General features: G+C 47.4%; 17 protein-coding genes. 4 read left to right on the top strand and 13 right to left on the bottom strand.

Annotation, left to right across the window (positions count from 1 at the left end; translation table 11 throughout):
- Window positions 1-19: 19 nt before the first annotated feature.
- From LX87_RS05075 to LX87_RS05040, 8 genes are all read right to left on the bottom strand, one after another.
- Window positions 20-943 (bottom strand): DUF6615 family protein, encoded by a 924-nt coding sequence (locus LX87_RS05075; protein WP_111627056.1) that lies wholly within the window; start codon window positions 941-943, stop codon window positions 20-22.
- Window positions 944-971: 28 nt separating this feature from the next.
- The gene (locus LX87_RS05070; protein WP_111627055.1) at window positions 972-3,872 is read right to left on the bottom strand and encodes an ATP-dependent helicase; all 2,901 of its coding nucleotides are present in this window, start codon (window positions 3,870-3,872) and stop codon (window positions 972-974) included.
- A gap of 622 nt (window positions 3,873-4,494) precedes the next feature.
- The gene (locus tag LX87_RS05065; RefSeq protein WP_111627054.1) at window positions 4,495-5,667 is read right to left on the bottom strand and encodes a BT4734/BF3469 family protein; all 1,173 of its coding nucleotides are present in this window, start codon (window positions 5,665-5,667) and stop codon (window positions 4,495-4,497) included.
- Between the two features lie 102 nt (window positions 5,668-5,769).
- Window positions 5,770-7,023 carry an AAA family ATPase gene (locus LX87_RS05060; RefSeq protein WP_111627053.1) on the bottom strand — a complete coding sequence of 418 codons (1,254 nt, stop codon included), beginning with the start codon at window positions 7,021-7,023 and terminating at the stop codon, window positions 5,770-5,772.
- Between the two features lie 63 nt (window positions 7,024-7,086).
- Window positions 7,087-7,518, bottom strand: coding sequence for a VRR-NUC domain-containing protein (locus LX87_RS05055; RefSeq protein ID WP_229310546.1), 432 nt, complete (start codon window positions 7,516-7,518; stop codon window positions 7,087-7,089).
- A complete protein-coding gene (locus LX87_RS05050; RefSeq protein ID WP_111627052.1) occupies window positions 7,515-7,811 on the bottom strand; it encodes a helix-turn-helix domain-containing protein in 297 nt (98 codons plus the stop codon). The genes LX87_RS05055 and LX87_RS05050 overlap by 4 nt, the downstream gene beginning before the upstream one ends.
- Before the next feature lie 108 nt (window positions 7,812-7,919).
- Window positions 7,920-10,448 (bottom strand): hypothetical protein, encoded by a 2,529-nt coding sequence (locus LX87_RS05045; RefSeq protein ID WP_111627051.1) that lies wholly within the window; start codon window positions 10,446-10,448, stop codon window positions 7,920-7,922.
- Between the two features lie 13 nt (window positions 10,449-10,461).
- Complete coding sequence (locus tag LX87_RS05040) at window positions 10,462-11,829, bottom strand: site-specific integrase (protein ID WP_111627050.1); 1,368 nt, start codon at window positions 11,827-11,829, stop codon at window positions 10,462-10,464.
- Window positions 11,830-13,147: 1,318 nt separating this feature from the next.
- Between LX87_RS05040 and LX87_RS05035 the strand changes: the two genes are divergently transcribed.
- The 4 genes from LX87_RS05035 (at window position 13,148) to LX87_RS05020 (ending at window position 19,092) form a co-directional block, all read left to right on the top strand.
- Window positions 13,148-13,945: an NHL domain-containing protein gene (locus LX87_RS05035; RefSeq protein ID WP_111627049.1), complete on the top strand. Its 798-nt coding sequence runs from the start codon at window positions 13,148-13,150 to the stop codon at window positions 13,943-13,945.
- Window positions 13,946-14,015: 70 nt separating this feature from the next.
- Window positions 14,016-14,633 (top strand): NHL repeat-containing protein, encoded by a 618-nt coding sequence (locus LX87_RS05030; protein ID WP_111627048.1) that lies wholly within the window; start codon window positions 14,016-14,018, stop codon window positions 14,631-14,633.
- Between the two features lie 27 nt (window positions 14,634-14,660).
- Window positions 14,661-15,110, top strand: a complete 450-nt coding sequence (locus LX87_RS05025; RefSeq protein WP_111627047.1) for a T9SS type A sorting domain-containing protein — start codon at window positions 14,661-14,663, stop codon at window positions 15,108-15,110.
- An 820-nt stretch (window positions 15,111-15,930) separates the two neighbouring features.
- Window positions 15,931-19,092 carry a hybrid sensor histidine kinase/response regulator gene (locus tag LX87_RS05020; protein WP_146624427.1) on the top strand — a complete coding sequence of 1,054 codons (3,162 nt, stop codon included), beginning with the start codon at window positions 15,931-15,933 and terminating at the stop codon, window positions 19,090-19,092.
- A 120-nt stretch (window positions 19,093-19,212) separates the two neighbouring features.
- Here LX87_RS05020 and LX87_RS05015 read toward each other — a convergent pair whose 3' ends face one another.
- The 5 genes from LX87_RS05015 to LX87_RS04995 all read right to left on the bottom strand — a co-directional run bounded on the left by LX87_RS05015 (window position 19,213) and on the right by LX87_RS04995 (window position 25,186).
- Window positions 19,213-19,401 carry a LytTR family transcriptional regulator DNA-binding domain-containing protein gene (locus tag LX87_RS05015; RefSeq protein ID WP_262511066.1) on the bottom strand — a complete coding sequence of 63 codons (189 nt, stop codon included), beginning with the start codon at window positions 19,399-19,401 and terminating at the stop codon, window positions 19,213-19,215.
- Between the two features lie 30 nt (window positions 19,402-19,431).
- A complete protein-coding gene (locus LX87_RS05010) occupies window positions 19,432-20,184 on the bottom strand; it encodes a LytR/AlgR family response regulator transcription factor (RefSeq protein ID WP_111627044.1) in 753 nt (250 codons plus the stop codon).
- Window positions 20,175-21,791 (bottom strand): sensor histidine kinase, encoded by a 1,617-nt coding sequence (locus LX87_RS05005; protein WP_111627043.1) that lies wholly within the window; start codon window positions 21,789-21,791, stop codon window positions 20,175-20,177. Before LX87_RS05005 ends, LX87_RS05010 begins: the two co-directional genes overlap by 10 nt.
- A 321-nt stretch (window positions 21,792-22,112) precedes the next feature.
- Window positions 22,113-24,851, bottom strand: coding sequence for an ABC transporter permease (locus LX87_RS05000; protein WP_111627042.1), 2,739 nt, complete (start codon window positions 24,849-24,851; stop codon window positions 22,113-22,115).
- Window positions 24,848-25,186 (bottom strand): PadR family transcriptional regulator, encoded by a 339-nt coding sequence (locus tag LX87_RS04995; protein WP_111627041.1) that lies wholly within the window; start codon window positions 25,184-25,186, stop codon window positions 24,848-24,850. The genes LX87_RS05000 and LX87_RS04995 overlap by 4 nt, the downstream gene beginning before the upstream one ends.
- Window positions 25,187-26,145: the final 959 nt, after the last annotated feature.

Raw genomic sequence — 26,145 nt, 5'->3', positions numbered from 1 at the left:
TAAAGTGTGTTCATTAAATCTATAGGAAAAGCCACTGAGCTAAAGGAGAATCAATCTGCAGGTCGTTGATAACCAACCTGTACCTTGGGGCAAACCCAGCGTCCTCGGTGCCTTCCTGACTTTTCTTTCTACTCTTCTGCCTTCTTGGCAAGGCCTCATTTGTTGAAACCCAGTTATTGCCATCTTCATCAAACGGTCGCTCATATTGTGTTAGGTTATCATCAGTGTTTTCGAGATTGGCCGACCGAAGCATATCCCTCAAATTAATCGATGTATCAGACAATTCCATAGTCTCAAAAAGTTTATAAAAAGGCTTTGCCTGTTGAATATGCAGTGATCTAAAGGTTGGTATCGTATGCCAGTCATTGATAGAGTAATAGTTTCCTATCAATGACCTTGCATCTACGTATGAACATCCATATACTTCGATATTTTCCGATGAGGACTGGACAATATCGTTTACTGTTTTTTGATCGGCGCAATAATTGTAAAAAAGGTAAATGGGGATACCCCCTTTCCTCTTCGCATATCGTAACAGACTTTCGATCTGTTCTTCAGGATTGGGTGTTTTTTTATTTATCAAGTGTTTAATCGAATCATACGTATCTGGTCTTCTTGCGCTACTCTTATCATAGACAATCTTGGCTTGGCAGGCAAAAAATATATACCGGCCGTTGATTTTAATGTACAGCTCAATGTCATTGCCATTCGTCTTTTCGCTATCTGCTTCATACATAATCACACCACTGGGATTGGCTTCTGCTAACAGGCGAAATTGAAAAAGGAGGTTTTGCGTGGCCGTGACCTCATGGAATTTAAGTCCTTTCTGTCTCCTGACAAAAGCAATTTTCTCCCATGTAACAACCGAGAAGAGTTTAATGAACGAAACTACGTCCTTGCTGGCCATGAACTGCTGATGGATCTTAGTTAAAATTCCACTCATCTAATTATGTCGTTTAATTCCTACCCAGTTAGAGCGAAAACTTTGTGGGGTTACAATGATACCGCATGTCGCAGTCACCACAAAGTTTTTCGGTTTTAGGCGTGTGGGCCATGTCGTAGTCATGCGCTTCAATTTTCTTGACGACTTCATCAAATGATCCCACTGTAACAGCTACATTGTCACGGTTGTAGGGGAACGATACATAGGGGCTACCGCTTTCCTCCTTCGGGTAATACAAATTCATTCGCGAAACCGTCTGCCCTGTCCGCTCCTCCACCAGGTGTGCGTAAATCTCCAACTGACGCCGGTATTGGTTGAGTTGTTTCTTCAGCCGGGGGTCGGTTGTGTTTACGTCCGGCTTGTCGCCCGACTTAAAATCTACCAGTTCCACCGTCCCGTTTTCGCCTTCAATGAGGTCAATTGTCCCCTTTAGTATATAGTCCTCTTTCACCAGCGACACATCGACTTCAGCTTCGCGGATCAGATGCCATTGATTGGCCTGTCGATCCCGGTAACGCAAAATCTGCCGGTATAGCGCATCTAACTGGGCCTGCCGGAGTTGGGTACGCTGTTGCTTAGCCAATAAGTAATAGTTGAGATCATACCATCCCTTTATTTTTTCATCGGTCAGTTCGTGGTGCGGTTCCCCACGTAACACGTGGCGATGAATGTCTTCGATAGTCTGGTGGAGCAGCGAGCCACCAAGTACGCCCCCCGTCCGAACTTCTACAAACTCCAGTTCTTTGTAAAACTTATACTGCAACGGGCAATTCTCATAAAGCAAAATGTGCGAAGTAAAAGAATATTCATGCTTGAGATTGACTGGTTTGAGCGAATCGAACACAAAGTCGTCCAGTCTAAAGCGGGCATCCCTCCACGATGGTAAAGACCAATATACCTCATCGAAATACTTGGACGGGCTACGTCCTTGCCCTTGTTTCTCATAAGTTGTGAGGACCAGCAGATTCTGCGGGCGGGAGAAAGCCGTATAGTAAAGCCGCCAAAAGTCAAAGCGGTGCGTCTCCGTGGTGGGCTCAAAGGGTGGCTTAGAAAGGTAGGCAGTCAAATCGACCGGTTCCGTTTGGGAACGTGGCACCCCATTGAGGGACCCCACCATAACAATTGGAAACTCCAGGCCTTTCGCCTGGTGAATCGTCATAAACGAGACACAGCCCGATGGAGCCATCTCGTCGAAATCCTCGTATTCCTGAATGCCGCCTTCGTAAACGAAACGTAAATACTGGTTAAAAAAACTTTGCAGGACCGATTGAAGTTTCTTCGGCGTCAGAATCGTAACATCATATAGATACTCGAAGCGGTAAAGAATTTTGGAAAGAAGGGCAATGTTAAACGCAGCTCGAAGGTTACGCTTTTTATCATTCATGTCCACCTCCAGGAACTCAGCAAACATAGGGAACTCAAGAAGTTGATAGAGCAGAGCTGCCAGCGCATAGGTAGTCGAACTGGCCATCGTTGCGTGAATTTTGGCTGTCTGTCGTACCCACAAGATCAAGTCACGGTGTTTATTTTTGTCAGCTCGGAGTGCATCTGCGAAGAATTGTTTCCACTCGGTGTATCGGTCCCAGATGCCGAGTTGGGCGTCTTCCTGCCACTTTAAGTCTTCGAACAGATTAGGGAACAAGAAAACTAGGGCTCCCAGCAGTAGTTTAATTTCGTCGCGTTCGAAGAACAGGGCTGAACGAGGTGAGAAAACCGGTACACCATTGTCTTCCAGAAACGCGGCCAGTGCCAGCACCTGATCGTTACGTACCGACCGGAATAGCATAGCAATCTGATTGTAATCGGAAATTTTACCCGAGTTTTCCAGTTGGCGAATGAAGGCCAATACCTCCTCGCAATAGCGCTCAAAACTCCCTGATGCGCCCACGCGGATTACAGAAGGCGATGAATGAAAGCTTCCCGGACGAGGTATGATCGTTTTATCGTATCGAAAGCAAGTGGATGTACCTCCCGACCAGTCAAGGCGAGCCATCCAGTCGTTATAAAACGCGATAATATCAGGATGCGACCGGTAATTTGTCTCAAGCCGAATGGTCGTGCATTCGCTTGGTGCAAAATGATTTGGAAATTCAAGGATGTTCCGGATGGATGCTCCACGAAACCGATAAAGCCCCTGATCGTCATCCCCCACAACACACAAGTTATGTTTGGCATCCGCTAACAGCAGCACGATCCGCTCCTGGATTGTATTGGTATCCTGGTACTCATCGATCATCAGGTATTTAAACTTCTCTTGGAGTCGAGACAATATCTGAGGCTGAGTTTCGAGCAGATGCAAAAGCTCGGTCTGGATAACAGCGAAATCCAATACATTTTCTTCTAGCAGGATTTCCCTATATAGGATATAAGTTTGACCTAAAACCTGGACAGCTAAATCGGCGGAATTAGAAAGGGTAATAGCATCTATATACTCTTCCGACACTTTGCCAAGCAGTCTGACTAATGAGGATGCTCTCTCCCAACGAGAGCGAGTCGGCGGCCCAGTCAAAACGTCAACATTCTGAATCTCATCAAATCGGCTAATATTCCGGTAAATGAGAAATTGCTGGTCGAAGTCATCCAAAATTCTGTAACTACGTTTGAATCGAGTGTACTCACGATATTCTTCAAGCAGGCGCAGAAACAAAGAATGGAGTGTACCAAGGTACATCTCATTAAGATTAACCCTAATATCCAACCTCAATAATTGATTAGAAATTCGGGTGACCAGTTCCTTGGCCGCTTTTTCGGTAAAGGTAGCTACGAACAAATCCTCAGCGGGGATGCCTTGTTCAATTAGCCGAACAATACGATCTACTAGGGTTTTGGTTTTTCCTGAACCGGGGCCCGCGATGATTAACAAGGGGCCTTCCAAGGTAGCTATTGCCTTTAGCTGTGAAGAATTAGGTGCATGATTCAATTCAGTCATTGAGAAAAGTCGAAAGATTCAGGAGGCTTGGAAAAGGACCAGGCAATAAATAGAACTGTCGGATAGTATCCAATGGTAGAGATAGGTTTGATTTACACCCTGCTAGTTTATTGACCTTAAATTAATTAAAGATATACACAACATGATATTATGCATTATATATATTAATTTTCAAGGACTATATATTAGTTCTATTATAAACTTCTGATGAAGACTAATTAATTGTTGATTGGCTTATTCTCATACCTAGAATCGTTTCCACAGTCGATGGAAGGAAATCGGCCAGAACAATTTTCCCGCCGGGTGCGGTACTCATTCGCATTAAGCTTTTCCGCATTCTCTCGAAACGTCAGGTCCTTCTGGCGATACGGCTGAATCAAATTCCCCGCCTAGCTGGTTTGGGCTTTTATATCCAAGGCCGTCTGAACGAAGGAGGTTGATAACGCAGACCTGCTTTCTGTATCAGTTCCAAATGGATGTAAAAGGAAAAATACTTTGCTTGAAACTCCCCAATAGAACTAATAAGGTTAAGACTTGTATAAAGTTAATTGACGCTGTGTATTCAACAAGGTAGAAAGGTAAAATCACTCGTCTTTTCCAATAATTCGTAGGTAAAAAATAATTAATTCTTGTTCGGGTTCTCAGTCCCTAATCTTCTCAGCGACACCAAACCAAGTTGATTAAACGGCGGATGTGTTCGCTGCCATTCAAAGAAGTTTATTTGCCAAAAGTCCCTATCAGAATTAACCGGTTCGGACCGGACATTTTTTTGGGCAGTAATCATCGGATTTAGCTTTTCTGGCGTTTCATCCGTGCAGTAACCATCCTTAATCCTATTATTTGCTTGAACTACTTCAGCAACGGATGAATGTAATGGGGCCTGCGGCTCTACAATTGGTTTAGCTAACCCATAGGCAATACCGTCACGAATCGTTTTTTGGGACTTGCTAAAGTTCGGCCACTCACTCGCTACGGTTTCCAGGGCATAAACGGCGGTTGATTCATCAAGCTTACCGGTGGCTACATAGCCGCCCGCAAGAATGGCCGCTTTCAATAGCGTTTCGTGCCGCTGGCCTTCAGCGGCATTTTGGGTGAAGCGAACCAGGCGGGTCACTAACTCATGTTGATCAACAGGCTTCGTTGGTCGGGCCGGATTTGTTCGGAAAGTCGGTTTTGAGGACGGTGTGTAAATCCCTTTCATCACCGTAGCGTTTTCATTCAGATACGGTTCGGCGTCATAGCTGACAAATCGTAAATGGGTCGGATTTCCACCTTTGCTGGCATCGAGTACAATCCCGAACTTTTCCAGGAACACCTTTTGCAAGTATCGGAAGTGAGCGGTCAACGTTTCCGGGGTCTGGTCATCCGGTAACCGCACCACAAACCAAAGTCCTCCCCGCACGGAGTAAGCACAGAGCAATACATACGGCAAGCGCGTCAGGTGTTTTTTCAGTTCGGCCATATCAACGCCCGGATTATCTTTCCAGTCAATATCCCCCATCAGCATCGGCCATTGTTGCTTAATCTTTTGGGCAAACGTCGTTTCGCGTCGGCGGTGGTAGAGTAGGGCTACGGGTGTAATAGCCGGAAGCTGTTTCTTGAGCTGGTCCTGCCGGATCGGATCGGTTTCGGATCGGATCGCTTCAATCGTAGACCGGTAAAACCGGGTGGTGACAATCCGCCGTAAAGTGGTTTCCTGGGAGGGTGTATTGGCAAAATGGTTGCGCTGGTGATCGTACTCAAAAAAGCTAATCGGCACGTCCAACAGATTCGGACGTAGGGCGTTCGGTTCCATGCTGCTAACTGCTAGAGTAGGTGCTAAAATGATTTTGGCAGTAATAAAGGTTAGTGCCAACTGCCAGCGGCCCTATAAGGGCTTTAGCAGTTAGCACTAACGTTAATCGGCGCTTTCGGCCTCATGGTCTTCCTCCAATGGCTCCAGCCGGTAGAACTGCTGTCGGCCTTCGCGGTATTCGCCCAATTTCACCAATACCCCCTGATCGTTGGTCATAAAGAGCTGATCGTTGATCACTTGCTTCAGACGTTCCCGAATCGTGGCATTTTTGGCCCCAAATTCAGCTTCCAGGGTTTCTATGACATTTCCTTTTGTCATGGGGCCATCTGCCAGCAAACTTGTCAAGCGGTCGGCAATATCCTCAGCGTCGGCTTTATGCTTCCGGTAGTTAATATGATTGGCTACCGCTTCCGCATCCGCTAACCGTAATCCATTCCATTCTTTGCAGAATTGCAAATACAGATGTTCAGGCTTTTTCCCGTAACGCAATTTGAGGTAACGAAGCTTAATCAAGTCGGTGTCGTTGCCGTTGGCATCTTTCTCAATCCCAATCTGAAAAACGGTGCTAGCTTTGTTAGCGGCTTCAGTGCCGGTGTGGCCTCTGGCTTTCTCGGTACCGGGATTCTGGTGGATAACCAAAAGAAACGTCGCGTCGTAGTTATCACAGAGGTTGCCGATAAAATCAAATAACGACATCGATTCTTTAGGGTCGTTAAAATCTCCAATGGCATCGGTGACCACATCAATCAGACAGACCAAATGCAGGGTGGTACTCTTACGAACGCTACGGATAAACGTATCGATGGCTTCAAATCGCTCGCTGCGTTTTTCGCCTTTGATGGAGGTAAAGCGGAACTGTTCCGGTAGCTCATCTAACCGATAGCCCGCCCGTTGCTTGATGCCCTGAATAGCAAACGGGAGTTCCTCATTTTGGTTGCGTTCGGTATCAATGTAGCAGACGCAAAACCGTTCCAGCGCTGCGCGAGCGAAGCCTAAAAATTTGGGATTCATACTCTCATTGACCGTGAGCATCAGAGACGCCAATAATTCAGCAAAGCGGGATTTATGTGACCCAAAAGCCCCTTGAATGACATTGACCGTACCCCGCCCAATAATTCCCATCTCATCCCGGCTGATCAGCGGAGGACTGAACACAACCGGTTTTGTGGCGGCTTCTGCCAGAGACTTTTCCTTATCTAACAGCCGCTGTAAAAGAAGGTCTTTCTTTTCAGGTTGCTGCGGTGGTGGTTCTTGTTCTTCCTCTGTAAACGGTATATCGGCGGTGTCGGCCAATTCCTCATCCGTCATGTCGAAGATTGGCGGCTTTTTCGTATCTTTATTCTGTTCAGTATTCATTTGGAAAAGTGTTGAACAGGGTCGATGCTGCGGGGTATCGACCCTGTTAGTTAGCGGAGGGATTCAAAAAGGTGGGGTTAGAAATTCGGCCTTGAACCAGTCGTAAAACCCCTGAAAGTTATCAGCCACATACACCCAGGCTCCGGCTTGCTCAAGCTGATTGATGGTGTGCTTCTGCACATCCGACAGCCGATCTTTTCTAACTTTGACTTCGATAAAAACGGCTCGGCCTTCAACGACTCCGAATACGTCGGGCAACCCGGCCCGTTGCTGAGACTGGACAAACTTTTGCAGGTCGGCGCGGTAGGTTCCCGTACTGGCAAGGCGGGTACCAAAATGACCCGATAAATTGAGATAATCTACAATGCACCGCGTCAAGTCGTTGGCGTCGCGGTCACTGTACTTGCTTGATGGTGTGTATTTAGCCGGAAAGCTAGGGTGTCTAGCGGCCTTGTCCTGGTCGGCCAGGGTGTTGAGTTTTTGAAGTGCGGTCACGATTCCAGCCCTCCTCTCTCCTTCCGGTTTCCCTGCTCTACCCAGGCAATTAGCTCGGTGCGGTTGAAATAAAGCCGGTTTCCGCGTTTCTTGTGGGGAATAGCCCTTTCCGATACGAGTGTATAGATACGGGCTTTGCTTAGGCGGGTAATCTGAGCAGCTAGCTCAATTCCGCCGATTTGGTCTTTAGGCGTAGGGTCGGAAAGGAGCTGGCTTATTGCCCTACGGACAGATTTTTCGATGAGAGTTTCAAGTTCGGACAGCCGTAGCGGGCTTAAAAGGATATCGTTCATAGCCGATGTAGTATTTGGTTCGGCTACAAAGAAAATAGCATTATTAGTGAAAAAACCAATTACTGCTTACCCCGTTTACCTAGAGTGTAAACGGGGTATTTTGTGTAATCAATAAGTACTTGCAGGCTTTATAAAATCAAAGTGAGAAGAAGAGGGCTGCGCTTTTTTTACACTATCTATACTTAATTGAACACCAAATGTATTTTGAGCAACAATGACAATTTCTTGGTTAGAAGGTTTCTTTTTATTCTTAAAAAAGCCTTGTGCATGCAGATGTTTGATTAATATAACTACTGTGCTTTTAAAACCTGGCGCTGTATCAATCCAAATATATGTTCCTGCCTGACAGTACTTTCTTTCAACAAGCAATTCCATAACTATCTTATATTTCGAAGTATGTTCAAAATATAATTCTAAAGCATTATTTGCAAAGGCTGGCTTCTTTTTTTTAATTGAAGGAATTGATCGTCCGCTTACATTTTGCTGTATCAACTCGTTAAATCTGCTGATTGCCTGATAGTAGCCATACAAATCACGTAACAGTCTCAAACCAACCATGAAAGGTTTATCTTGATTGTAGCAGAATAGGAACACTTCCGACTCTAAAGCATTAATATCTTTTACCTCTCGGGCTTGATCATCCCAAAAATTATGATACCAATTATCAATTGGCACATAAATATCTGCTAACCGCTTTACATACCAGTCTCGATTTTCAATTAATAATTCAGCTTTACGTTCAGGTTGCTTTCTTAACTCCCTTTCATAGCCTTCAATCAATCTATCAACTACTAATTTTGAATCATTTATATACCCTATAACTGCTTCACGAAAGAGGTCTTTAGTTTCTTTACGTTCTTTTCCTTCGAGCGAATTCCATAAATCAGCAACTGATTTATATAAGTTCGGAGCAAATAGCGAGCTTCTAAATTGGTCATTTACATTATTTGCTATTTTTTTCTCGACTGTCGCAATTTCATCTAAAAAGTTTTGAGACTTGTCTATAACTACTATTTCTGGATTCTTAACAGATATTTGAGGGAGATCAGTTGTATAGGTTGCTTGTGAAAGATGTAATTGCTGAATCAAGAAAAGTTTAAACGCCACCATATCCCACAAGAAAGCAAACGGTTGTAATTGATATCCACGATGAAAAGCTAACCAGTTGATTGCTCTGTTGCCTAATAACTCACTTTCAATAAGCATAGGTGCAGTCAGCCGCTGCCGCTTTACTTCAATCAGTTCTGAATCTCTTGGTTCTTTGTCCCAGAACCCATTATACTCTTTATGAAACCGAGCTATTTCATTATTAATGATATTAAGATGTAGCCGGGCCAAGTCAACCGAATTGTAATTATTCAGTTGCTTATTATATAATTCTTTACGCTTCTCCAATGGCTCATTAATCCAGGTGCCGAATGCCTTGAACTCCGAATGCCTCACCTCGATAAACCATAACTTCCGGCTTATTCTACGTTCCTCATCCGTAGTTACTTTTAATCCCCATTGCTTATGCGGAACCAGGTTGCCCTCTTTATCTAGGAAATTAAGTGGTTCTCCATTATCTGTAGTCCAATAGTCCCGCTCAAATATGTTTTGCGTTCCCATATTAAGCGCCGGAATACCTACACCCAACACTTTACTAATCTTCATAAAGTATTGTACTCTTTCTGCATAAGGCTCAATCGTATTCATGTATTCCGAGAATTGATCGACCATTGCAAACCGATATGACTTGTCAACCAAAAGTCGATCAACATCATATGACGGCTTTATACTTGCTTTATGTTGTGATAGTGAAGATAGCGAGGCAATTTTTTCACTCAACTCTTCAAACCAGTCTGGCATACGTTGTAGTTCTACTAAATACTTGTAATACTTGTATGCTTGTTCACCTTCAATATATCTTATCATTTCATCAAACCCTCTATGCATTTTAGGCTCCTCAGCATAGTTAAGTACGAAGCCATTGTAACGGTCTTTAAAGGTTTTGATATGTGCGTTAATATGTTCAGTTTGCGGGGTCCATTTTTTGCCTGGTTGAAAATATTCATCATAAATAGAATCTATTTCATCCTGTAACCCTTTTGCTGGATACAAATGATTGATAATACGTTCAGTAAAAGTCTTCTTTCGAATAGCAAACGCTTTATTCTTAAGAGATGGGGTTTCAAGCAAATGTTTCTCCCAAGATTCATATGATAGTCGGTTATATATCTCCCATTCTTCAGGCGTTTCTGGCAGAGTACTAAATATAATTCCCTCTTCAGGAACGAACGTATTTAAAGCCATACCAAAATGCTTAAGACAAAAATCTATTCTATCTTGGTAAGTCGTTAGTTGGTCGAAAGTTGCTTGAAATGGTTTGTAATAATTTTTTCGCCATTCAATTAATATGGCTTGTTTTTCTGGAGTGAAGTTTTTGGCGCACTGTGGGCTTTCGCAATAGAAATGGAAAATAATTTTATAACCAACATCTACAGAGAGCCTTCTACCCATAGCGGGCAAGTCGAAATATTTATTCCATAAATCTAACTGATCGCTGAAATCAGTTAGGTTAAGCACCGTTGACTTAAAATCATCTAAGTTAAAATCATTTGCTTTTTCAGGGCGTAAATTGTTATACTTATCTTCCATATAGCATGAAAAATTACAATAAAGCATCATAAGCCGAATCTACAATCTCTGATGCAAAGGAATCTAAATAGACAGCGGTAACGGCCTCTGTCTTGTGTCCCATTGCTTGACTAATTACAGCCGTTGCGGTTCCTTTCTGTTTTAACGTAGTCGCAAAGGAGTGACGGGCAACATAGGTAGTTAATGGTGTATTGATTCCGGCACGGTCAGCAAGCGTTTTCAATTCCTTATTCACTTGCCCCAATACCTTATGGAGCCGGTTATTGATCTGCACCTCAGTAACATGTGCCGCAGTGTCTAATATCGGAAAAATGTAGCTATTAAGGTTATTGAAAGTGAAAGAACGGTAGGACTCAATAATGGTAACGGCTGGAGGTAGTAATTTCACAGTAAACTTGCCTCCTGTTTTCTGGCGTATGTATGATAGCCGTAGATTTCCATCCGCGTCAATGCTGATATTGCACCAACGAAGTTTTGCCAAGTCAACAAAGTTGATCCCTCCACAATAGAAAGAAAATAGAAATACGTTTTTAGCTAATTGAAGGCGTTCCACTTCAGCAGCATTCTTTTGACTAGACCAAGCCCCGGTAGCTGTTCCGACAGGTTGGTAAGCTTCCAACTTCCGTACATCATCCCGGGTAATGGCCCGTTTCTGGGTTGAGGTATCAAATTTACCGATACTGAATTTGTGTTTTTCAGATACATTACGAGCAAATGGATAATGTTCGGCTTTGGCTACTCCTTCGGCAATTGCTTTATTAAGCACAGCCCTTAAGGTTCTAAACCGGTTGCTTAATGTAGTGTCAGAGTTGCCCCGCTGCCGGAAGAAAGTCTCTAATTGATTACAAAACCGTACTGTTACTTCACTAAAGGGCAGGTCAGCACCACGGCTTTTATATTCATCGGTCAAAAAGTCGGCAAGCTGGTTTCTCAAATCACGGTAGATAATGCTGTTACCCGTCTGTTTGGAAGCTACCATTCCGGCTACTAACTCATCAATGTAAGCGAGCAACCCGACACGACGGGCCTTATTACGGCCTTCCGCAACTTTGGAGGCAACAGCCTTTGAATCATACACCTCATCCGTTTTTGCCAGCTCCCTTTCACCAAGGATATATTTATTTTCCCAATCGGCTAGACGGGTCAGTAATTCGTCACGAAGTTTATCAGGGTATTTCCGGCGTATAGCTTCTTTGTAGCCGGTTGCCTTTTCATTCCAGTACTTAGGATGCAGACTTAAGCCGGTGGCAATGTAGGTGCTTTTGCGGTTCTTGGTAATGCGTATCCAAAAAGGATGTGACCCATCTTTGAGCGTCTTATCAACCCGGTAGATGATCTTTACGGTAGCTTTGCCTTCTTTGTGTTCGGTCGTTCTAGCCATTTTGTTTTACCCAGCTTTTAGGTAAAGCGTTAGGTAAAACAAATATAACAAATTATGCTATATCCACAATAAGCGACAGCAAAACAAACCTTATCAATAAACTGATAATCAATATATTAAACAAACAATAACAAGCAACTTAAAGTCATTTCACACCGCCTTACAAGCAGAGGGTCGGCGGTTCGAACCCGTCAACTCCCACACTGAAAATCAAGCACTTATCAGAAATGGTAAGTGCTTTTTTGTTTTTGTTTACACTTTGATAATTATTGTATATCTTTTCTGTGTTTATTAATTTATGCCATCAAGTCTATTATTTCGGGAAACTAAATTTTTAAGGTATAAACGGCTCAGTAAATTATAGTCATTTACACCTTAGAAGGGAGTATTGGCTGATCATCGCGTTAACGGCCTCCTCCTCTATCAACGTCAGGAGGCTAAAACATAGAAAGATGATAGGTAAATAAATTCGCATAGAGGTCTCATGGTAACGTAGCTGAAAGTATGGACTTTAAAGCTCTTCCGTATTTTATGACAGATCAGATACCTATATTTCTCTGCTAAGTTATTTTTAGGAGAATTCATCACTTCTCAATAACCTATTTCACCTATTTCTAATCGCCCCGCCACCAGCAGGTGAGTGTTAGCCCGGGTCTGTACCTGTTGCAAGTCGGGCAGGGCAAAGCCACGCAGCACTTTAAGGTGATCAAAACGCAGTAAGTAAAAGCGCAATAGGATCACCATTTAAACGGGCGGGGTAACCTCCTGCCCGTTTTTTAACAGATATGGGATGACTCCCTGCCCTCTGATTTTCCCGCACTTTTGCGAAAAAAGGCTGATTGTGGAAAATTAACGGTTATTCACCTCACCCCAGAGCTAGCAATGGGCTCAACCGAAGCCCTATTTTTCCTCCCCAACGAAAAAGCCCCGCCATCCTTCAGGGTCTATAAGTTTACTTTTCTAATGACCACTAAAGCTTTCAGCAGTCTTGTTTTATGGCACACCTTCAAGCACTTACCTCTCCACCATTAAGTAATTAAAAATCAACCAAAAAGAGATTGCTTGTCGTTTTTTATTTTAATTTTCTTCCTGAGAAATACTACCTCTATTACCCCACCGGCCTTTCAATTTTACAGCTAGCTATAGCTGCCATCCATGCAACCAGCAGCCGATTCTCGTTAGCATGAACCGGTTTGCGGATCAACATGGAGCAGAGTGACAATAAAATAATTGCGATTACTCATTTACACATTGTATCAATCCTAACCTGTTTCTTTATGACCCGTTCACTACGCTTTTTCCGATTCCCGTAGCCGGTTTGTTAACCGCTGGTCTCCTACTAGCAGGATGCTTATTTACGGCATCCGCTCAAACCATTACTACCGTTGCGGGTAACGGCCCTGAAGGCAATTATAGTGATGAGGTACCCGCAATCAGTTCACGCTTATACACCGTCTATGGACTAGCCGTTGATGGCCAAGGCGACCTCTACATTTCCGACGGCGGGCGCATCCGCAAAGTCACATCTGATGGCATCATCCACGCCTTTGCCGGTGATGGTTGGACTGGCTTTCAGGGGGATGGTGGTCCAGCCATAAAGGCCCGTTTTGCCAATACACACGGCATTGCCGTTGATGCCCAAGGTAGCCTGCTCATTGGTGATCAAGTATTCAATAACCGCATTCGTAAAGTGACGCCTGATGGCATCATCAACACCATTGTAGGCAACGGTTTAATTTGTGGCGGTCCTGGTAGTCAAGGTTGCTTTACTGGTGATGGCGGACCAGCCATCAATACGAGCTTGTATAGACCCATATCGGTAGCCCTCGATTCGCAGGGGAACCTCTTCATTGCTGATCAGGGTAACTCTCGCATTCGTAAGGTAACGCTCCAAGGCATCATCACTACAGTGGCTGGCAATGGCACTTATGGCTTTAGTGGTGATGGCGGTCCAGCGACCAGCGCCAGTCTGAATCTTCCGATAAGTATCGCCGTGGATCGTCAGGATAATGTCTTAGTTGTCGATTATGGTAATCACCGCATTCGAAAAATTACTCCGGATGGCGTTATCACCACCGTTGCGGGAAATGGGCAAATAGGCTTTAATGGAGACTAGCAAGCGGCTACCAATGCCAGCATGTTTCCAACGGCTATTGCCGTAGATAACCATAATAATATCTTGATTCTTGATTGCGGATGTTGGCAACCACCGCATTCGTCAGATTAGTCCTGATGGTATTATTAGCACCATTGCCGGCAATGGCATAGCAGGTTTTAGCGGCGACGGCGGCTTGCCTTCACAGGCAAGTTTTAATCAACCCATTGCGATTGCAGTCGACGCTCAGGACAATATTTACATCAGTGACGCCATAAACGAGCGTGTCCGTAAAATTACTCCGGCCGCCGTGCCGCTGGCTGTGCTGAGTGTTAGCTTAATCAACGCCCATACCGATCAACAGATCCGCGAACTAAAGGCCGGTGAAGAAATCAACCTGGCGGGCCTGCCTACCCGTAACCTGGCCATCCGGGCCAACACCAATCCGGCTACTGTGGGCTCGGTGGTGTTTCAACTCAGTGGTCAGCAGTCGCGCACTCACATCGAGAATACGGCACCCTACTCCCTGAGTTTTACGATAGCAGACTATTTGAAGGTGGAAAATTTCACGTTGATCAATGCGGTAACCCATCAGCCCATTCAGGAAATAACCGATGGGCAAGTGCTGGATCTGGCCAGCCTGGCCAGCCATATGTTTAATATCCGGGCCCACATCAATCCCGACACGGTTGCCTCGGTCATCCTGTAGCTAGACGGTACGCAGACCCGTACCCAGTTGGAGGATGCGCCCCCTTATGCGCTTTTTAAGGATGATGGCAATGGCCATTACCGTACCTGGAAACCGGTTCTTGGCCCTTATACGCTGACGGCGACGCCTTACCCCGGTAAGGATGGCACCGGTTCAGCCGGTATCCCTTTAACAGTCAGTTTTCAATTCGTTGATTCATCACCCGCAGCCCGGCTGAGTGCCGACACAGAGCCGGGCTGCGTTCAGGTCTTCCCGAACCCCTTCCGGGAGTCGTTTCAGCTCAAGGGCAGAGGGCAGGTAGCCAGCAAACGACCGGTAGCTCTTTACGATCTCTCGGGCCGGAAGGTGCTGGAGTTAAGTGACGTGCAGGATGAACAGTCTATCGATCTAGGTCCAACGCTGGCTTCCGGCATGTACCTTTTGCAGGTGGGTCAGGGGAAGGCGGCCAGGCGATACCGACTGGTCAAAAGTAAGTAGGCTGACTAAAGGGTGTAGAATTAAGTGTATGGAGCTTCCATACACTTTTTCGCTTCTGGTTGCTTGGGAGAATAAGGCCACTCTAGTTATGACTGCCCAAGGAATTTTCAGCCGCTTAGCCAATAAGGATTTGAGGGGTGAAAGCGAATGCGTAGGTTGGCCTGAAGAACATACATTCGTTTCTTTTTTCTCCCTTGTCTTCAAGTCATTAACCACGTCCGCCCCTTATATCTCCTACCGTCTTTATTGCGGCTGCGCTCCGGGCAGGTGGAAACTGGCACCTAAGTCTTCATTCCTACCGCGCAGGCAAGGCGATTGTTAGCTCGAGTTGGCACAGGGTTTGCGAAGACATAGGCATGAAACAATTAAGTACTCCCCGCTGGTCAATTGTTGTACTGGATAATGCAAAACAGGTAACCCATCAATCGGAACACTGTACATTGATAGACGCTATTCAGCAGCAGTCTGTTTATGTGCTCCATGGAGCCTTTCGGGTAACGATTTACGACACGACTACCCTAAAACCCTTGATTGTGTTGCACAGTTCTCCCAGATAAAAAGCCGGACCTTTTAGACCACATAAGGACAAATCGGTGAATTTTCCTGTTAGAAAACAAACGCTTGCATCCTAATGCCATCCTACGGCCTTCTGATCGCCACTCACACTCCCTTGAGGCTAGGTATGGTTTTCAGAAACAATGGGTAGTGCAGCAAGCCGCCTTAAACGCTAAGTAGGGGCATCTGGCACTTTCTAGGGCGTCATTCACAAACCATTTGCAATGTAGTCTGTTTGCCCAAACAGGACTATTTCATCAATGCTATGCCTGAACTCCTACCCGAAACGCTGCTTCCAATCTACCAGACGGTCATTGATAGCATGAACCAGGGCTTTTGCTTATTGGAAAAAGTCCCTACTCCACCCAATGCCCCCAGCGATTTTCGCTACCTGCTGACCAATCCCGCTTTCGAAGAGCAATCCGGACTTGGGCAGGTAGTCGGTAAAACCATTCGGCAACTGGTCCCTGGGGCCCAGGAACACATCATGGCCCACTATGACCAGGCCGCTTTAACCGGCCAGCCGGTTCATTTCCAAGACTATGTAGATTCGCTTGACCTTTGGATTGAGGCTCATGCTTTCCGGCTCGAGGGGTATGATCTGCCCCGAATCGCAGTGCTTTTTACAAACATTACCGAACGCAAAAAGAGCCAGGAAGCCCTGCACTACAACCACCTCTGGCTGACGCAAGCCATGCGCAGTGCCCGGGCGGGCTGGGCCCGGTGGGACTTGGTGAGTGGTCAGGTGGAATGGAGCCCGGAAGGCAAAGCCATTGTGGGATTTAGCTCTCAGGAAGAGGCTCAAACCCTTGAAGGTTGGTTGGGTAGGATTCACCCCGAAGACCGCTCCAACGTCCAGGCCCGGGCCGCCGAATCGATTGCCCAGCGCAAGGAGTTTGAATACGAATACCGGGTGGTGCACGATGATGGGCAGGTGCGCTGGCTTCAGGGGACCGGCCAGGTATTTTATAATCAGAGTGGCAGGCCCTATCACAGCGCCGGATTAGTCATCGATATCACCCAGCGCAAGCAGGTAGAGCAGGCCTTGCGCCAATCGGAAGAACAATACCGCCTGTTGTTTAGCTCCATCGAGGAAGGCTTCTGCCTGATTCAGGTCCAATTCAATGAGTGGGGCCAGGTCGAAGACTACCGCCTTCTGGAGGTCAATCCCTCGTTTGAGAAACTGACCGGCATCTACCAGGGCACAGGTCGATGGATTCGGGATATTGTCCCCACTTTTCCTCAGAACTTTCTGGATATGTTTGGCCAGGTTGTGCTCACTGGAGAACGCTGCCGTTTTGAAGTCCAATCGAAATCAATGGACCGCTGGTATGACATCTATGGCTTTCGGGTAGGGCAGGCCAGTGAGCAGAAAGTGGGCCTGTTGTTTAACGATATCACCCAACGCAAACGCCAGCAGGACCACCAGGACCTGCTGGCTGACATCACAGAAGCCATCACAGGCCAGGTTGGCACCCAGGAGATTATGGCAATAGCAGGCCAAAAACTCACGGCCGTTTTTCCCATTTCCTCCTTTAGTATCTGGGACATCCGGCCCGACTCTGACGAAGTGTACCGGCGCTTCTTCTGGGCAAAAGATCCCTTGTTGCTGCCCGAAAGAGCCCACCTGTCGGCGTACTTCAGCCCCGACGGCGTCGGGCGGCTTCGCCAGGGTGAAAACGTGGTTATTAGGGATATCCAAACCGATTCGGGGGCCAACGCCGAGGCATTCAAAGCCCTGGACATTGGTTCGTATGTAGGCTTGCCCTACCGCCGGGAGGAACACTGGAAATCGATTCTGACCCTCTTTTCGCCCATTGCCTACGACTGGCAGCCCGACCAGATTGCCCTGCTGACCGATGTGATGAACCGGCTGCTGCCCCGCATCGAACGCGCCCGTGCCGAGGAGGCCTTGCGGGCCAGCCAGGCCCGGCTGACGGCCCTATTCGAAAGTCTGCCCGTAGGGGTGGGCGAAGCTGACACCAACGGTCGACTGGTACTCGCTAACAGACAGATGCAACGATTTTTACCCAATGGTCTGATCCCTTCCCAGGACCGAGCCCGGCAGGATCGCTGGCAGGCTTATCACCCGGAGGGCCGCCGGTTGGAGCCAGAGGAATACCCTGCAGCCCGGGCGCTACGGGGGGAGCGGGTGGTGCCCGGCCTGGAAATGCTTTATACCCCGGATGAGGGGCCTCCCATCTGGATCCGCATGGCTGCCGTGCCAATTCGGGAGGATGAGGGCCGGGCCACGGGGATCGTGGCCATCATCACCGACATCAGTGAGTTAAAACAGGCGGAAGAGGCCCTGAAAGAAGCCAGCCAACGCAAGGACGAGTTTCTGGCCATGCTGGCTCATGAACTGCGCAATCCCCTGGCCAGCATCCGACTGGGTATGGGCCTGCTGAGCTGGACGGACGAAACCGATCCACTGCAGCAGCAAACCGTGCGCCTGATCAATCAGCAGGTCGATCACCTGGTCCGGCTGGTCGATGAACTGCTGGATGTGAGCCGAATCAGCCGGGGAAAAATCCAGCTTAAGCTTGAGACCGTAGAGTTAACAGGTCTAATAGCGAGTTCGGTAGCAGCGATTCGTCCCCAGTATGAGGCCCTCGGCAAAGGGCTCCACTTCACTCCTTGGGGAAAACCGCTCTTTGTCCAGGGCGATGCCACCCGGCTGGGGCAGGTGGTCACCAACCTGCTGACCAATGGCCTGCGCTACACCGGCGAACAGGGGCAGGTATGGGTAAGCCTGCAGGAAAAAGACGGACAGGCCCTGCTGCGGGTAGCCGACAACGGCATTGGCTTAACGCCCGATCAGCAGACGGCCATCTTCGAGCTGTTTGTTCAGGTGGATGTCTCGCTGGCGCGTTCGGAGGGGGGGCTGGGCATTGGCTTAACGCTGGTCAAGCGGCTGGTAGAAATGCACGGGGGGCGAGTGCAGGCCCACAGTCCGGGCTTAGGCCAGGGCAGTGAGTTTCTCATCTGCTTACCCTTGCTGGAGCCGTCCTCCAATGCGGCAACGCCGGTTGCCTCCCCCCTCGATGCAAAGCTAGTCCACCAGCGAATCCTGGTGATCGACGATAATCCCGGTCTGGCTTTTATGCTCACCCATACATTAAAGCTACGAGGCTATGAGGTTCATACCCGGCACAGTGGCCGGGAAGGAATCCAGGCTGCCGAAGTGCTTCATCCTACGGTCATTCTGTGTGATATTGGAATGCCCGAGCTGGATGGCTACGAAACCTGCCGCCTTATTCGCCAACAGCCCTGGGGGCAGGACGTGGTGATGATCGCTGTAACCGGTTATGGTGGGGAAGAAGATAAACGAAGAGCCAGGGAGGCAGGATTCGATCACCATCTGGTCAAACCGCTTGATATGAAGCTGCTCACACAGCTATTGAATCAGCACTCTATCCACAAGTAAGTATGTGTCATAGAAACGAGCTCTTTAGCCATGAATGGCTACAGGTGGCCTCAACTCACAAAGACTCTGGTAACCTTAAGAGCGGTGTTTGAAATCAACAGCCTCAATCCGGATAGGTCGTTACCCGGCGTGCCACCGGGATGGCTTCCCCGTGGTTAAGTACGCAAACCGACCCTGTGGTGACTTGCGAATCAGCCGAATATAATCCGGATTAACCAGGTGCGATTTGTGCGTCCGCCAGAAGGCCGCCAGCCGCTGACTGCCCTTTTGCAGCGTCACGGCGATGACATACGCCTGACCGCTTTGGATGTAGATACGCGGCTAGGAGAATCATTTTGCTTAAAAACGTAATAATCTTTTCAGTTCCTCCCTGTTCCTTCTGGATATGGGTACCTGGGAGCCATCGGTCAGCAACAAAAAGTCACCAAATTCCTTTTTCCAGCTCTTTATATACATTTTGTTAACCAGGTGCGATTGATGGCACCGTATAAAGCCACACGCCCCTAATAAATCATTATAGCTATAGATGGGCTTGCAGACAAGCAGGGTTTCGCTACCAGTCAGATAGAAGGTTGTATAGTTGTTAGACGATTCGCAACGAATGATTTCACTGGTTTTGACGAAACGCGTTTCTTTGGCCGTTGCTAAGGCAATGCGTGGCTCATCTAACTTAGGGTCAGCTTTCAAAAAGTGCATCAGGTTTTGAAGCAGTTTATTCTGCTCCTTCTGATGATGCTGCCGATGGGCTCTTTCCACTGCCGCTTGTAGCTCCTCAATTGCAACGGGTTTCAACAGATAGTCAATCGCCGAAAAACGCAGGGCCTGGATGGCATACTGATCATAAGCTGTCACAAAAATTACCTCAAAGTGATAAGCAGGGAGGCTACGTAATAAGTCGAATCCATTTTGCCCCGGCATCTGGATGTCTAGAAACATCAAATCCGGTTGGTGGATATACAGCAGCCTTGTCGCATCCTGAGCGTTCAGGGCAGTACCACAAATCTTTACCTGGGGGCAATACATCTCCAGCAACGCCTGTAGATTATCCAGGTTGGGTTGCTCGTCATCAATCAGAAGCGCTTTCAAAACCATTGGCTAAAAGTGAGGATAATTTGCGTGCCAGATGAAACGGCGTTCCGAATGGCTAAGGTAATCTGCGATTCAGAATGAAACTTATTTAGCAGATTGATTCGGTCACGGGTGAGCTTTAAGCCTAAACCCGAAGTTGCTTTGTCCTCCTTAAAACCATTGCCGTTATCAGTAACGGATACGATCATGCTGTTATTGGACTGGTTAATGGCCAGATTAATTGAGCCTTTTTCTCCCAACAAGGCTACACCGTGCTTTACCGCGTTTTCAACCAAAGGTTGTAAAAGCAGGATAGGTACACTCGTTTCGTATACGTTAATCGTCGAATCGACCTGAATGGTGTATCCAAAACCAAACCGCAGCTGCTCAAGCTTTAAATACCTGTCTAATGTCTGGATTTCTTCATACAGCGCTATTTCATCTTTCTGGCTCTGCTGGAGCGACTGCCGCATCAACCGGGCAAAGTCAGACAGGTAACTGTTAGCTCCTTTAATATCTTGTTTATTGATGAGGCCCTGAATCGAGCTAAGGGCATTGAAAACAAAGTGAGGGTTTAGCTGAGCATATATAGCTTTTAATTCGAGTTGTAACTTGGTTTTATTGAACTGTTCCTGCTGGGTTTTTAGTCGCTGTCGAATCAACAAGAACAGTAATCCCACTAGTCCAGCCACCAGCATACCGGCCAAAAGGCGGAACCAATTGGTTTGGTACCAAAGGGGAGCTACCTCAAAGCGGTATTGGGCGATATGCTGAGGCTGAACGGAGTAACGTATTCTCATCGTATAGCTGCCGGGCGGGTAATCTTTGATCCAGACAAAGCTATTGTCATACGCATTGTATCGCCAGGGGGTATAAACGCGGCCATTGCGAATCAATTCATATTGAATCTGCTTTTTAGTAAATGTGCCATTTTGTAAGGAAAATATCAGGTTTGTATTGGTGGCAGGCACGGTGAGAACCGGCGAAAAATGGCCAACCGACTGATCGTAGGGCATCCAGGGTGATTGCAGCCGCTGCAGAAATTTATCCATCGTTTCGGAGGTATAAATACTGGTAATCTCCGGTTTGATGGACTCCCAGGCAATCAATGAAGTGGCTACAATCTGATTTACATCTACTCTCCTAACATCTATAATCAACATTTTACCCAGGCTGGTTTTATAGCCCCCCAGATAAGCCATCTTAGGCAGACCTGAACTGTGGATCAGAGTTGAATCGGTGAACCGGGTGATTCCATGCCAGGGGACTTGAATTCGCTTACTGGGGTATTCCATAACCCGGAATTGATATAAGTGGGCATTTTGCGGACCAACTCCGTGCAGAAAGAAGTGGGCACAAGCGGTATCAAAGGTAGTACGTGCCAGGATTTCTTTAGGTCTGAAACGTCGGAAAGACGAATCCTTCGCCAGCGTATGAAAATGATTACTCTTGTCCCGGATTTGCCAAAAGGAGTTATTCTCTTTCCGGATGGCTAGAATTAACCCCAGGACTGAGGGGTGTTTTTGGAGCTTATCCGGGTAGCTATGCGAGTAATCGCCCCAGTTAATTTGCGCCTTGACTGAAGAAAGTGTTAGTACCCCTGCAATAATAAATAAGGCTGTCTTTTGCATGTTGTCGAAATTATAAAGACAAAAAACAGTTCTTTCTAGCTTCCCAATCCGGCTTAATGTGAATCCGGTTACGCTGCCTGTGAATTCGGTATAACGGATATAGTAATCAATACCACTGTAGGCGGTCAGATGAACGCCAACTGGCTGTTGAGAACCTATTTAGAAGAATTTTAGACGACTTGGCCACTTCAGGGCCATTATACTGGGCAGGTAATCGTAGCGGATAATGAGCTACGTCATCCTTGCAAAAGCAGGATGGGTGATGTTGCCTGTAAAAAGTATACTAAGCCGGCTGCTTTTTGAGTAGCATCTGCGGCAGTATTATTCCGATCGCAAACTCCTCACCGGGTTGACCAGGGCCGCTTTAATGGATTGGTAACTAACCGTCAGGAATGCAATAAGCATCGCCACTACACCCGCCAGAGCAAACATCCACCACTCCAGATCAATGTGATACGCATAATCTTGTAACCATTGGCCGGTGACCCACCAGGCTATGGGAAAGGCAATCCCATTGGCCACTAACACTAATTTGAGAAAATCCCCCGAGAGCAGCGTAGCCAGGCTGACGGTGCTGGCACCCAGTACTTTTCGAACCCCCACTTCTTTGGTGCGTTGTTCGGTGGAGTAAGTAGCCAGACCAAACAAGCCCAGGCAGGCGATGAAAATGGTGGCCAGGGCGACCCAGATGAGCAGCGTCTGTCGGCGGGCGTCTTCCTGGTAGAAGACCGCCAGTTGCTGATCCAGAAAATGATACTCAAACGGCTCGTCTGGATCAGCTTTCTGCAGGATAGATTGAAGCTTTTCCAGGGTTTGGGAAATGCCATTGGCATCAATACGTACCGTATAATAGTCAATGCCATGAATCGGATTTTGGTGGTAAGCCAGCACCAGCGGTTCAATCTTAGCCTTTAGTGACTGAAAGTGAAAATCCTTGACAATCCCGATGACCCGGACTTTGAAGGGCGTATTGTCGGGGTTGACCGGCCGAAACTCACCGCCCCATGACAGGGTGGGAATCTCCAGCCATTGGCCGGAAGGCTCAGTCAGATTAAACAGACGAGCGGCTGTTTCATTCAGCAGTACGGACATGGAATCCGCCGGATTGACAAAGTTTCGTCCCTTTAGCAGGTCAACCTCAAAGGTTTTAAGAAAGTCCTTGTCCGCCCCAATCAGGTAGGAAATTTGTTGATCATCCGCTTTACCCGGCGGGTGCATCTTAACCGTCCGAATCATCTTCCATTCCCCGGGTACTCGGGAGGTAACCGATACATTTTTTACGGTAGGTATTTTGGCCATGTCCGCTTTGATCGTCTCAAAACGGTCCCTTGCGGTACCGGTATTGACATCGATGACCACCAACTGGTCTTTATTAAAACCCAAATCGGTGGTGTTCATAAACCGTACCTGCCAATACAGAACGATGGTACCAATCATCAGCACCGTCGAGATTGTAAATTGAAAAACCACCAGGACTTTCCGCAAACTCAGACTACCCCGCGGGTTAATCTTCATGCCTTTTAACAGGAGCACCGGCTTGAAACCCGATAGCAGCAAAGCGGGGTAACTTCCCGACAACAGCCCGATCAGTAGGGTAGCGCCCAGAGTCATGAGCCAGATTCGGTAATCCGTGCCCCATCCCAACGTCAGTTGTTTCTTGACAAATGAATTGAAGAAGGGCAGAAGAATGTTGACCAGCAGCAGGGCTGCCACCAACGAAAGAACCGTTATCAGCAGAGCTTCTACCAGGAATTGATAGATTAGCTGACTGCGTTGGGCTCCAATCGACTTACGGACTCCAATTTCCTTTAAGCGGTTCGAGGCCCGGGCGGTCGATAAATTCATGTAATTGATACCGGCAATACCCAGAACAAACAGCGCGATAAATAGGAAGATTCGGATGTAAAACAGACTTCCCTGCGCCATGGCCTCCACGTTCGTATTCCGGGCGCCATCGATGATGCCTTCCGAATGCAGGTGAATATCGCTCAGTGCCTGAAGGCGGTACGACAGGTGGGTACCTGGCTCGGGCTTAACATTAGCCAACACGAGCCTGGTTAATTGAGAGGAAACCGTTTCGGCGTTGGTGTTGGGCCGTAGCAGAACATAGACGGAAAAATCGGCAGACGACCACCCACTAGCTACGGTTTGTTTATAGAAATCGGTATTCTGATAGGTAGCTTCCGAAACGAGCGAATTAAAGTCGAAACTGGAATTACGCAGGTGATTTTTGAGAACACCCGTCACTTTCAGCGGGGCGTCCAGGTGGCTAAATTGGAGCGTTTTGCCCAAGACCTGGGTGTGGCCAAATAGCCGCATGGCCAGGTCTTCATTGATCACGATGGAGTTGGGCTCCTTTAACGCCGTGTACTTATCACCTTGAATCAGGGGAAAGTCAAAGATTGACAGGAAGTTTTCATCGGCGTTGGTGACGGTTTCCTGAAAGTTTACCGGGTTTTCGGGGTTGATCAGGTTCGCCCGCCCGATCCGGGAAAGACGCGTCGTGTTTTCAATTTGGGCAATGGTTTTCCCCGATTCAGCGGCCAGTTTGTAGCTGGCCGCGGCAAGGGTGGTGGCCTCACCTTTTACCACCTTATGCTCAATAACACGGTAGATGTGATTGGCCCGACTATGGTGTTGATCAAAAGTGAGTTCATCGAACAGATACAGCCCAATGAGCAGAAAGCAGGTAATTCCAAACGTAAGCCCCGCTATGTTGAGGGCGGTATAGAGCTTGTTTCTGCTCAAGGTTCTGAAGGCGATGGTGAGATAATTTCGTAACATGGCCGGGCGGAGAAAAAAGGGTTGGGAAGAGTCAGAAGGATATTGATGCAAAAAGGTAGATTGATCCGGCGGTCGGCGCCAGAGCCGGGGATGCAATAGCAGCAGGACATCCAGCCAATACAACCAGCGCGCCTTTGGGTAGCCCTGGCGCTGCGCCCGTTGATGAAACAACTCATCGAGGTCGCCTAGAATTTCCTCCCGCAGATGAGCAGCGGCAATCCAGGCCAGCAGGCGCTGCGCCCACCTGGGTGGTTGGGGTCTTGCTTGATGGCTCATAGGGTAGGTCCGCCGAAAGCGGTTTTCGGAATACCGGCCCACAGTTCGTTGCGAAGTCGGCGAGCTTCCTGCAAAGCCTGCTCACCGGTCATGGTAACGGTGTAAAGCCGCTTGCGACGTCCACCTCGTTCGGCACTGGCCTCTCCAAACCGGGAATTTACCAGGCCTTTTTCTTCCAGTCGTTGCATCGTGCGGTGAACAGCACCTAAACTCACGGGGCGCTCCAGCCGCTGCCCCAGTTCTTCAACCACCGCCACACTGTAGGCGTCATCATATAGGAGCGCGATGGCCAATAAGACCAGCTCTTCAAATTCGCCCAACTGGGTGCCTTTCATTAGTTATCTGTATCTGAGTTTTATCTTTCTCATTTGCATAGCAAATAAATTGCCAGTTTATCAAAATAGGCCTCAGAAGAAATCAAAGCGGATTTTGTAGATAAGCGAATTCAACTAGCTGTCCGCAAGTGGACAGAATCTGTACGATTCAGGACACCTTCGAGAAATGGAGGATTACTTTTTACTTGATGGGTTCATGCGTCTTTACGGAGATTGAGGTCATCTAGGATGCTTTTGACCAGTTGTAGCAGAGCTCCGCCTGTCCTTTTCATGAATTTTTCGTACGGCGGTGTTTGGCACGATCGTATGAAGAATTGGCAATTCAAAAACGATCTATTATTTAGCAAGCCTCAGCGCCAGTAGCTATCAAAAACTTAAGCCATCGGCGTCCAGTCATACTCCCGGGAAAACACCTGGCAGTCCAAAGGTGGCTCCAGCTCCTGTTTGGTCACAAACGAATCGATCTGTTGCAGCACCCAGTCCGAGCCGAGTCACACCGGAGCTCCGTTCGCATCAACGAGCAAAGAAAGCATTCTCGCAAAGATCAGCGCCATCGAGTTTTGGCAAAGGTGTTAATGCTACGCAATTGACTTTGACATGGAATCAGGCCAGTAACATTACAGAACTGACGCAGGCTCAGTTAGCCCTATTAAGCATTGTGGGCTGGAACCCAACGACCCTACAGTGGGAAGCTTTACCAACTTTGGTTGACTCAATAGCGCTTTTAGAAGGGGCCAGTACTTTAACCGCCGGGTCGATTACTACCATTGAACGGGTTATTCCTAATACATATAGCGTTTATACCTTACCAACCCGCACGTCAGCTAACCTTCCGGCAAGTTATAGCGGAAAGTTAGAGTTCGGCTTTGACGATTGAAGTACTCGAAGGTACTACTGTTCATGCCACTGCCCAGGCCGATCTAACTCGGCCTGACTTGAAACAGGCCGGCACGGGTTCG

This window comes from Larkinella arboricola (assembly GCF_003259745.1).
Taxonomy (GTDB): Bacteria; Bacteroidota; Bacteroidia; order Cytophagales; family Spirosomataceae; genus Larkinella; species Larkinella arboricola.
Note: the sequence above shows the minus strand (reverse complement) of the source record. Positions and strands in the feature narration are given on the sequence as shown.

What these genes read in the sequence shown, in the direction of transcription:
- LX87_RS05005 (WP_111627043.1), bottom strand. Translation starts at nt 21,791, where the DNA reads ATGCAAAAGACAGCCTTATTTATTATTGCAGGGGTACTAACACTTTCT.
- LX87_RS05045 (WP_111627051.1), bottom strand. Translation starts at nt 10,448, where the DNA reads ATGGAAGATAAGTATAACAATTTACGCCCTGAAAAAGCAAATGATTTT.
- LX87_RS05050 (WP_111627052.1), bottom strand. Translation starts at nt 7,811, where the DNA reads ATGAACGATATCCTTTTAAGCCCGCTACGGCTGTCCGAACTTGAAACT.
- LX87_RS05075 (WP_111627056.1), bottom strand. Translation starts at nt 943, where the DNA reads ATGAGTGGAATTTTAACTAAGATCCATCAGCAGTTCATGGCCAGCAAG.
- LX87_RS04995 (WP_111627041.1), bottom strand. Translation starts at nt 25,186, where the DNA reads ATGAAAGGCACCCAGTTGGGCGAATTTGAAGAGCTGGTCTTATTGGCC.
- LX87_RS05010 (WP_111627044.1), bottom strand. Translation starts at nt 20,184, where the DNA reads ATGGTTTTGAAAGCGCTTCTGATTGATGACGAGCAACCCAACCTGGAT.
- LX87_RS05065 (WP_111627054.1), bottom strand. Translation starts at nt 5,667, where the DNA reads ATGGAACCGAACGCCCTACGTCCGAATCTGTTGGACGTGCCGATTAGC.
- LX87_RS05020 (WP_146624427.1), top strand. Translation starts at nt 15,931, where the DNA reads ATGCCTGAACTCCTACCCGAAACGCTGCTTCCAATCTACCAGACGGTC.
- LX87_RS05070 (WP_111627055.1), bottom strand. Translation starts at nt 3,872, where the DNA reads ATGACTGAATTGAATCATGCACCTAATTCTTCACAGCTAAAGGCAATA.
- LX87_RS05060 (WP_111627053.1), bottom strand. Translation starts at nt 7,023, where the DNA reads ATGAATACTGAACAGAATAAAGATACGAAAAAGCCGCCAATCTTCGAC.
- LX87_RS05000 (WP_111627042.1), bottom strand. Translation starts at nt 24,851, where the DNA reads ATGAGCCATCAAGCAAGACCCCAACCACCCAGGTGGGCGCAGCGCCTG.
- LX87_RS05040 (WP_111627050.1), bottom strand. Translation starts at nt 11,829, where the DNA reads ATGGCTAGAACGACCGAACACAAAGAAGGCAAAGCTACCGTAAAGATC.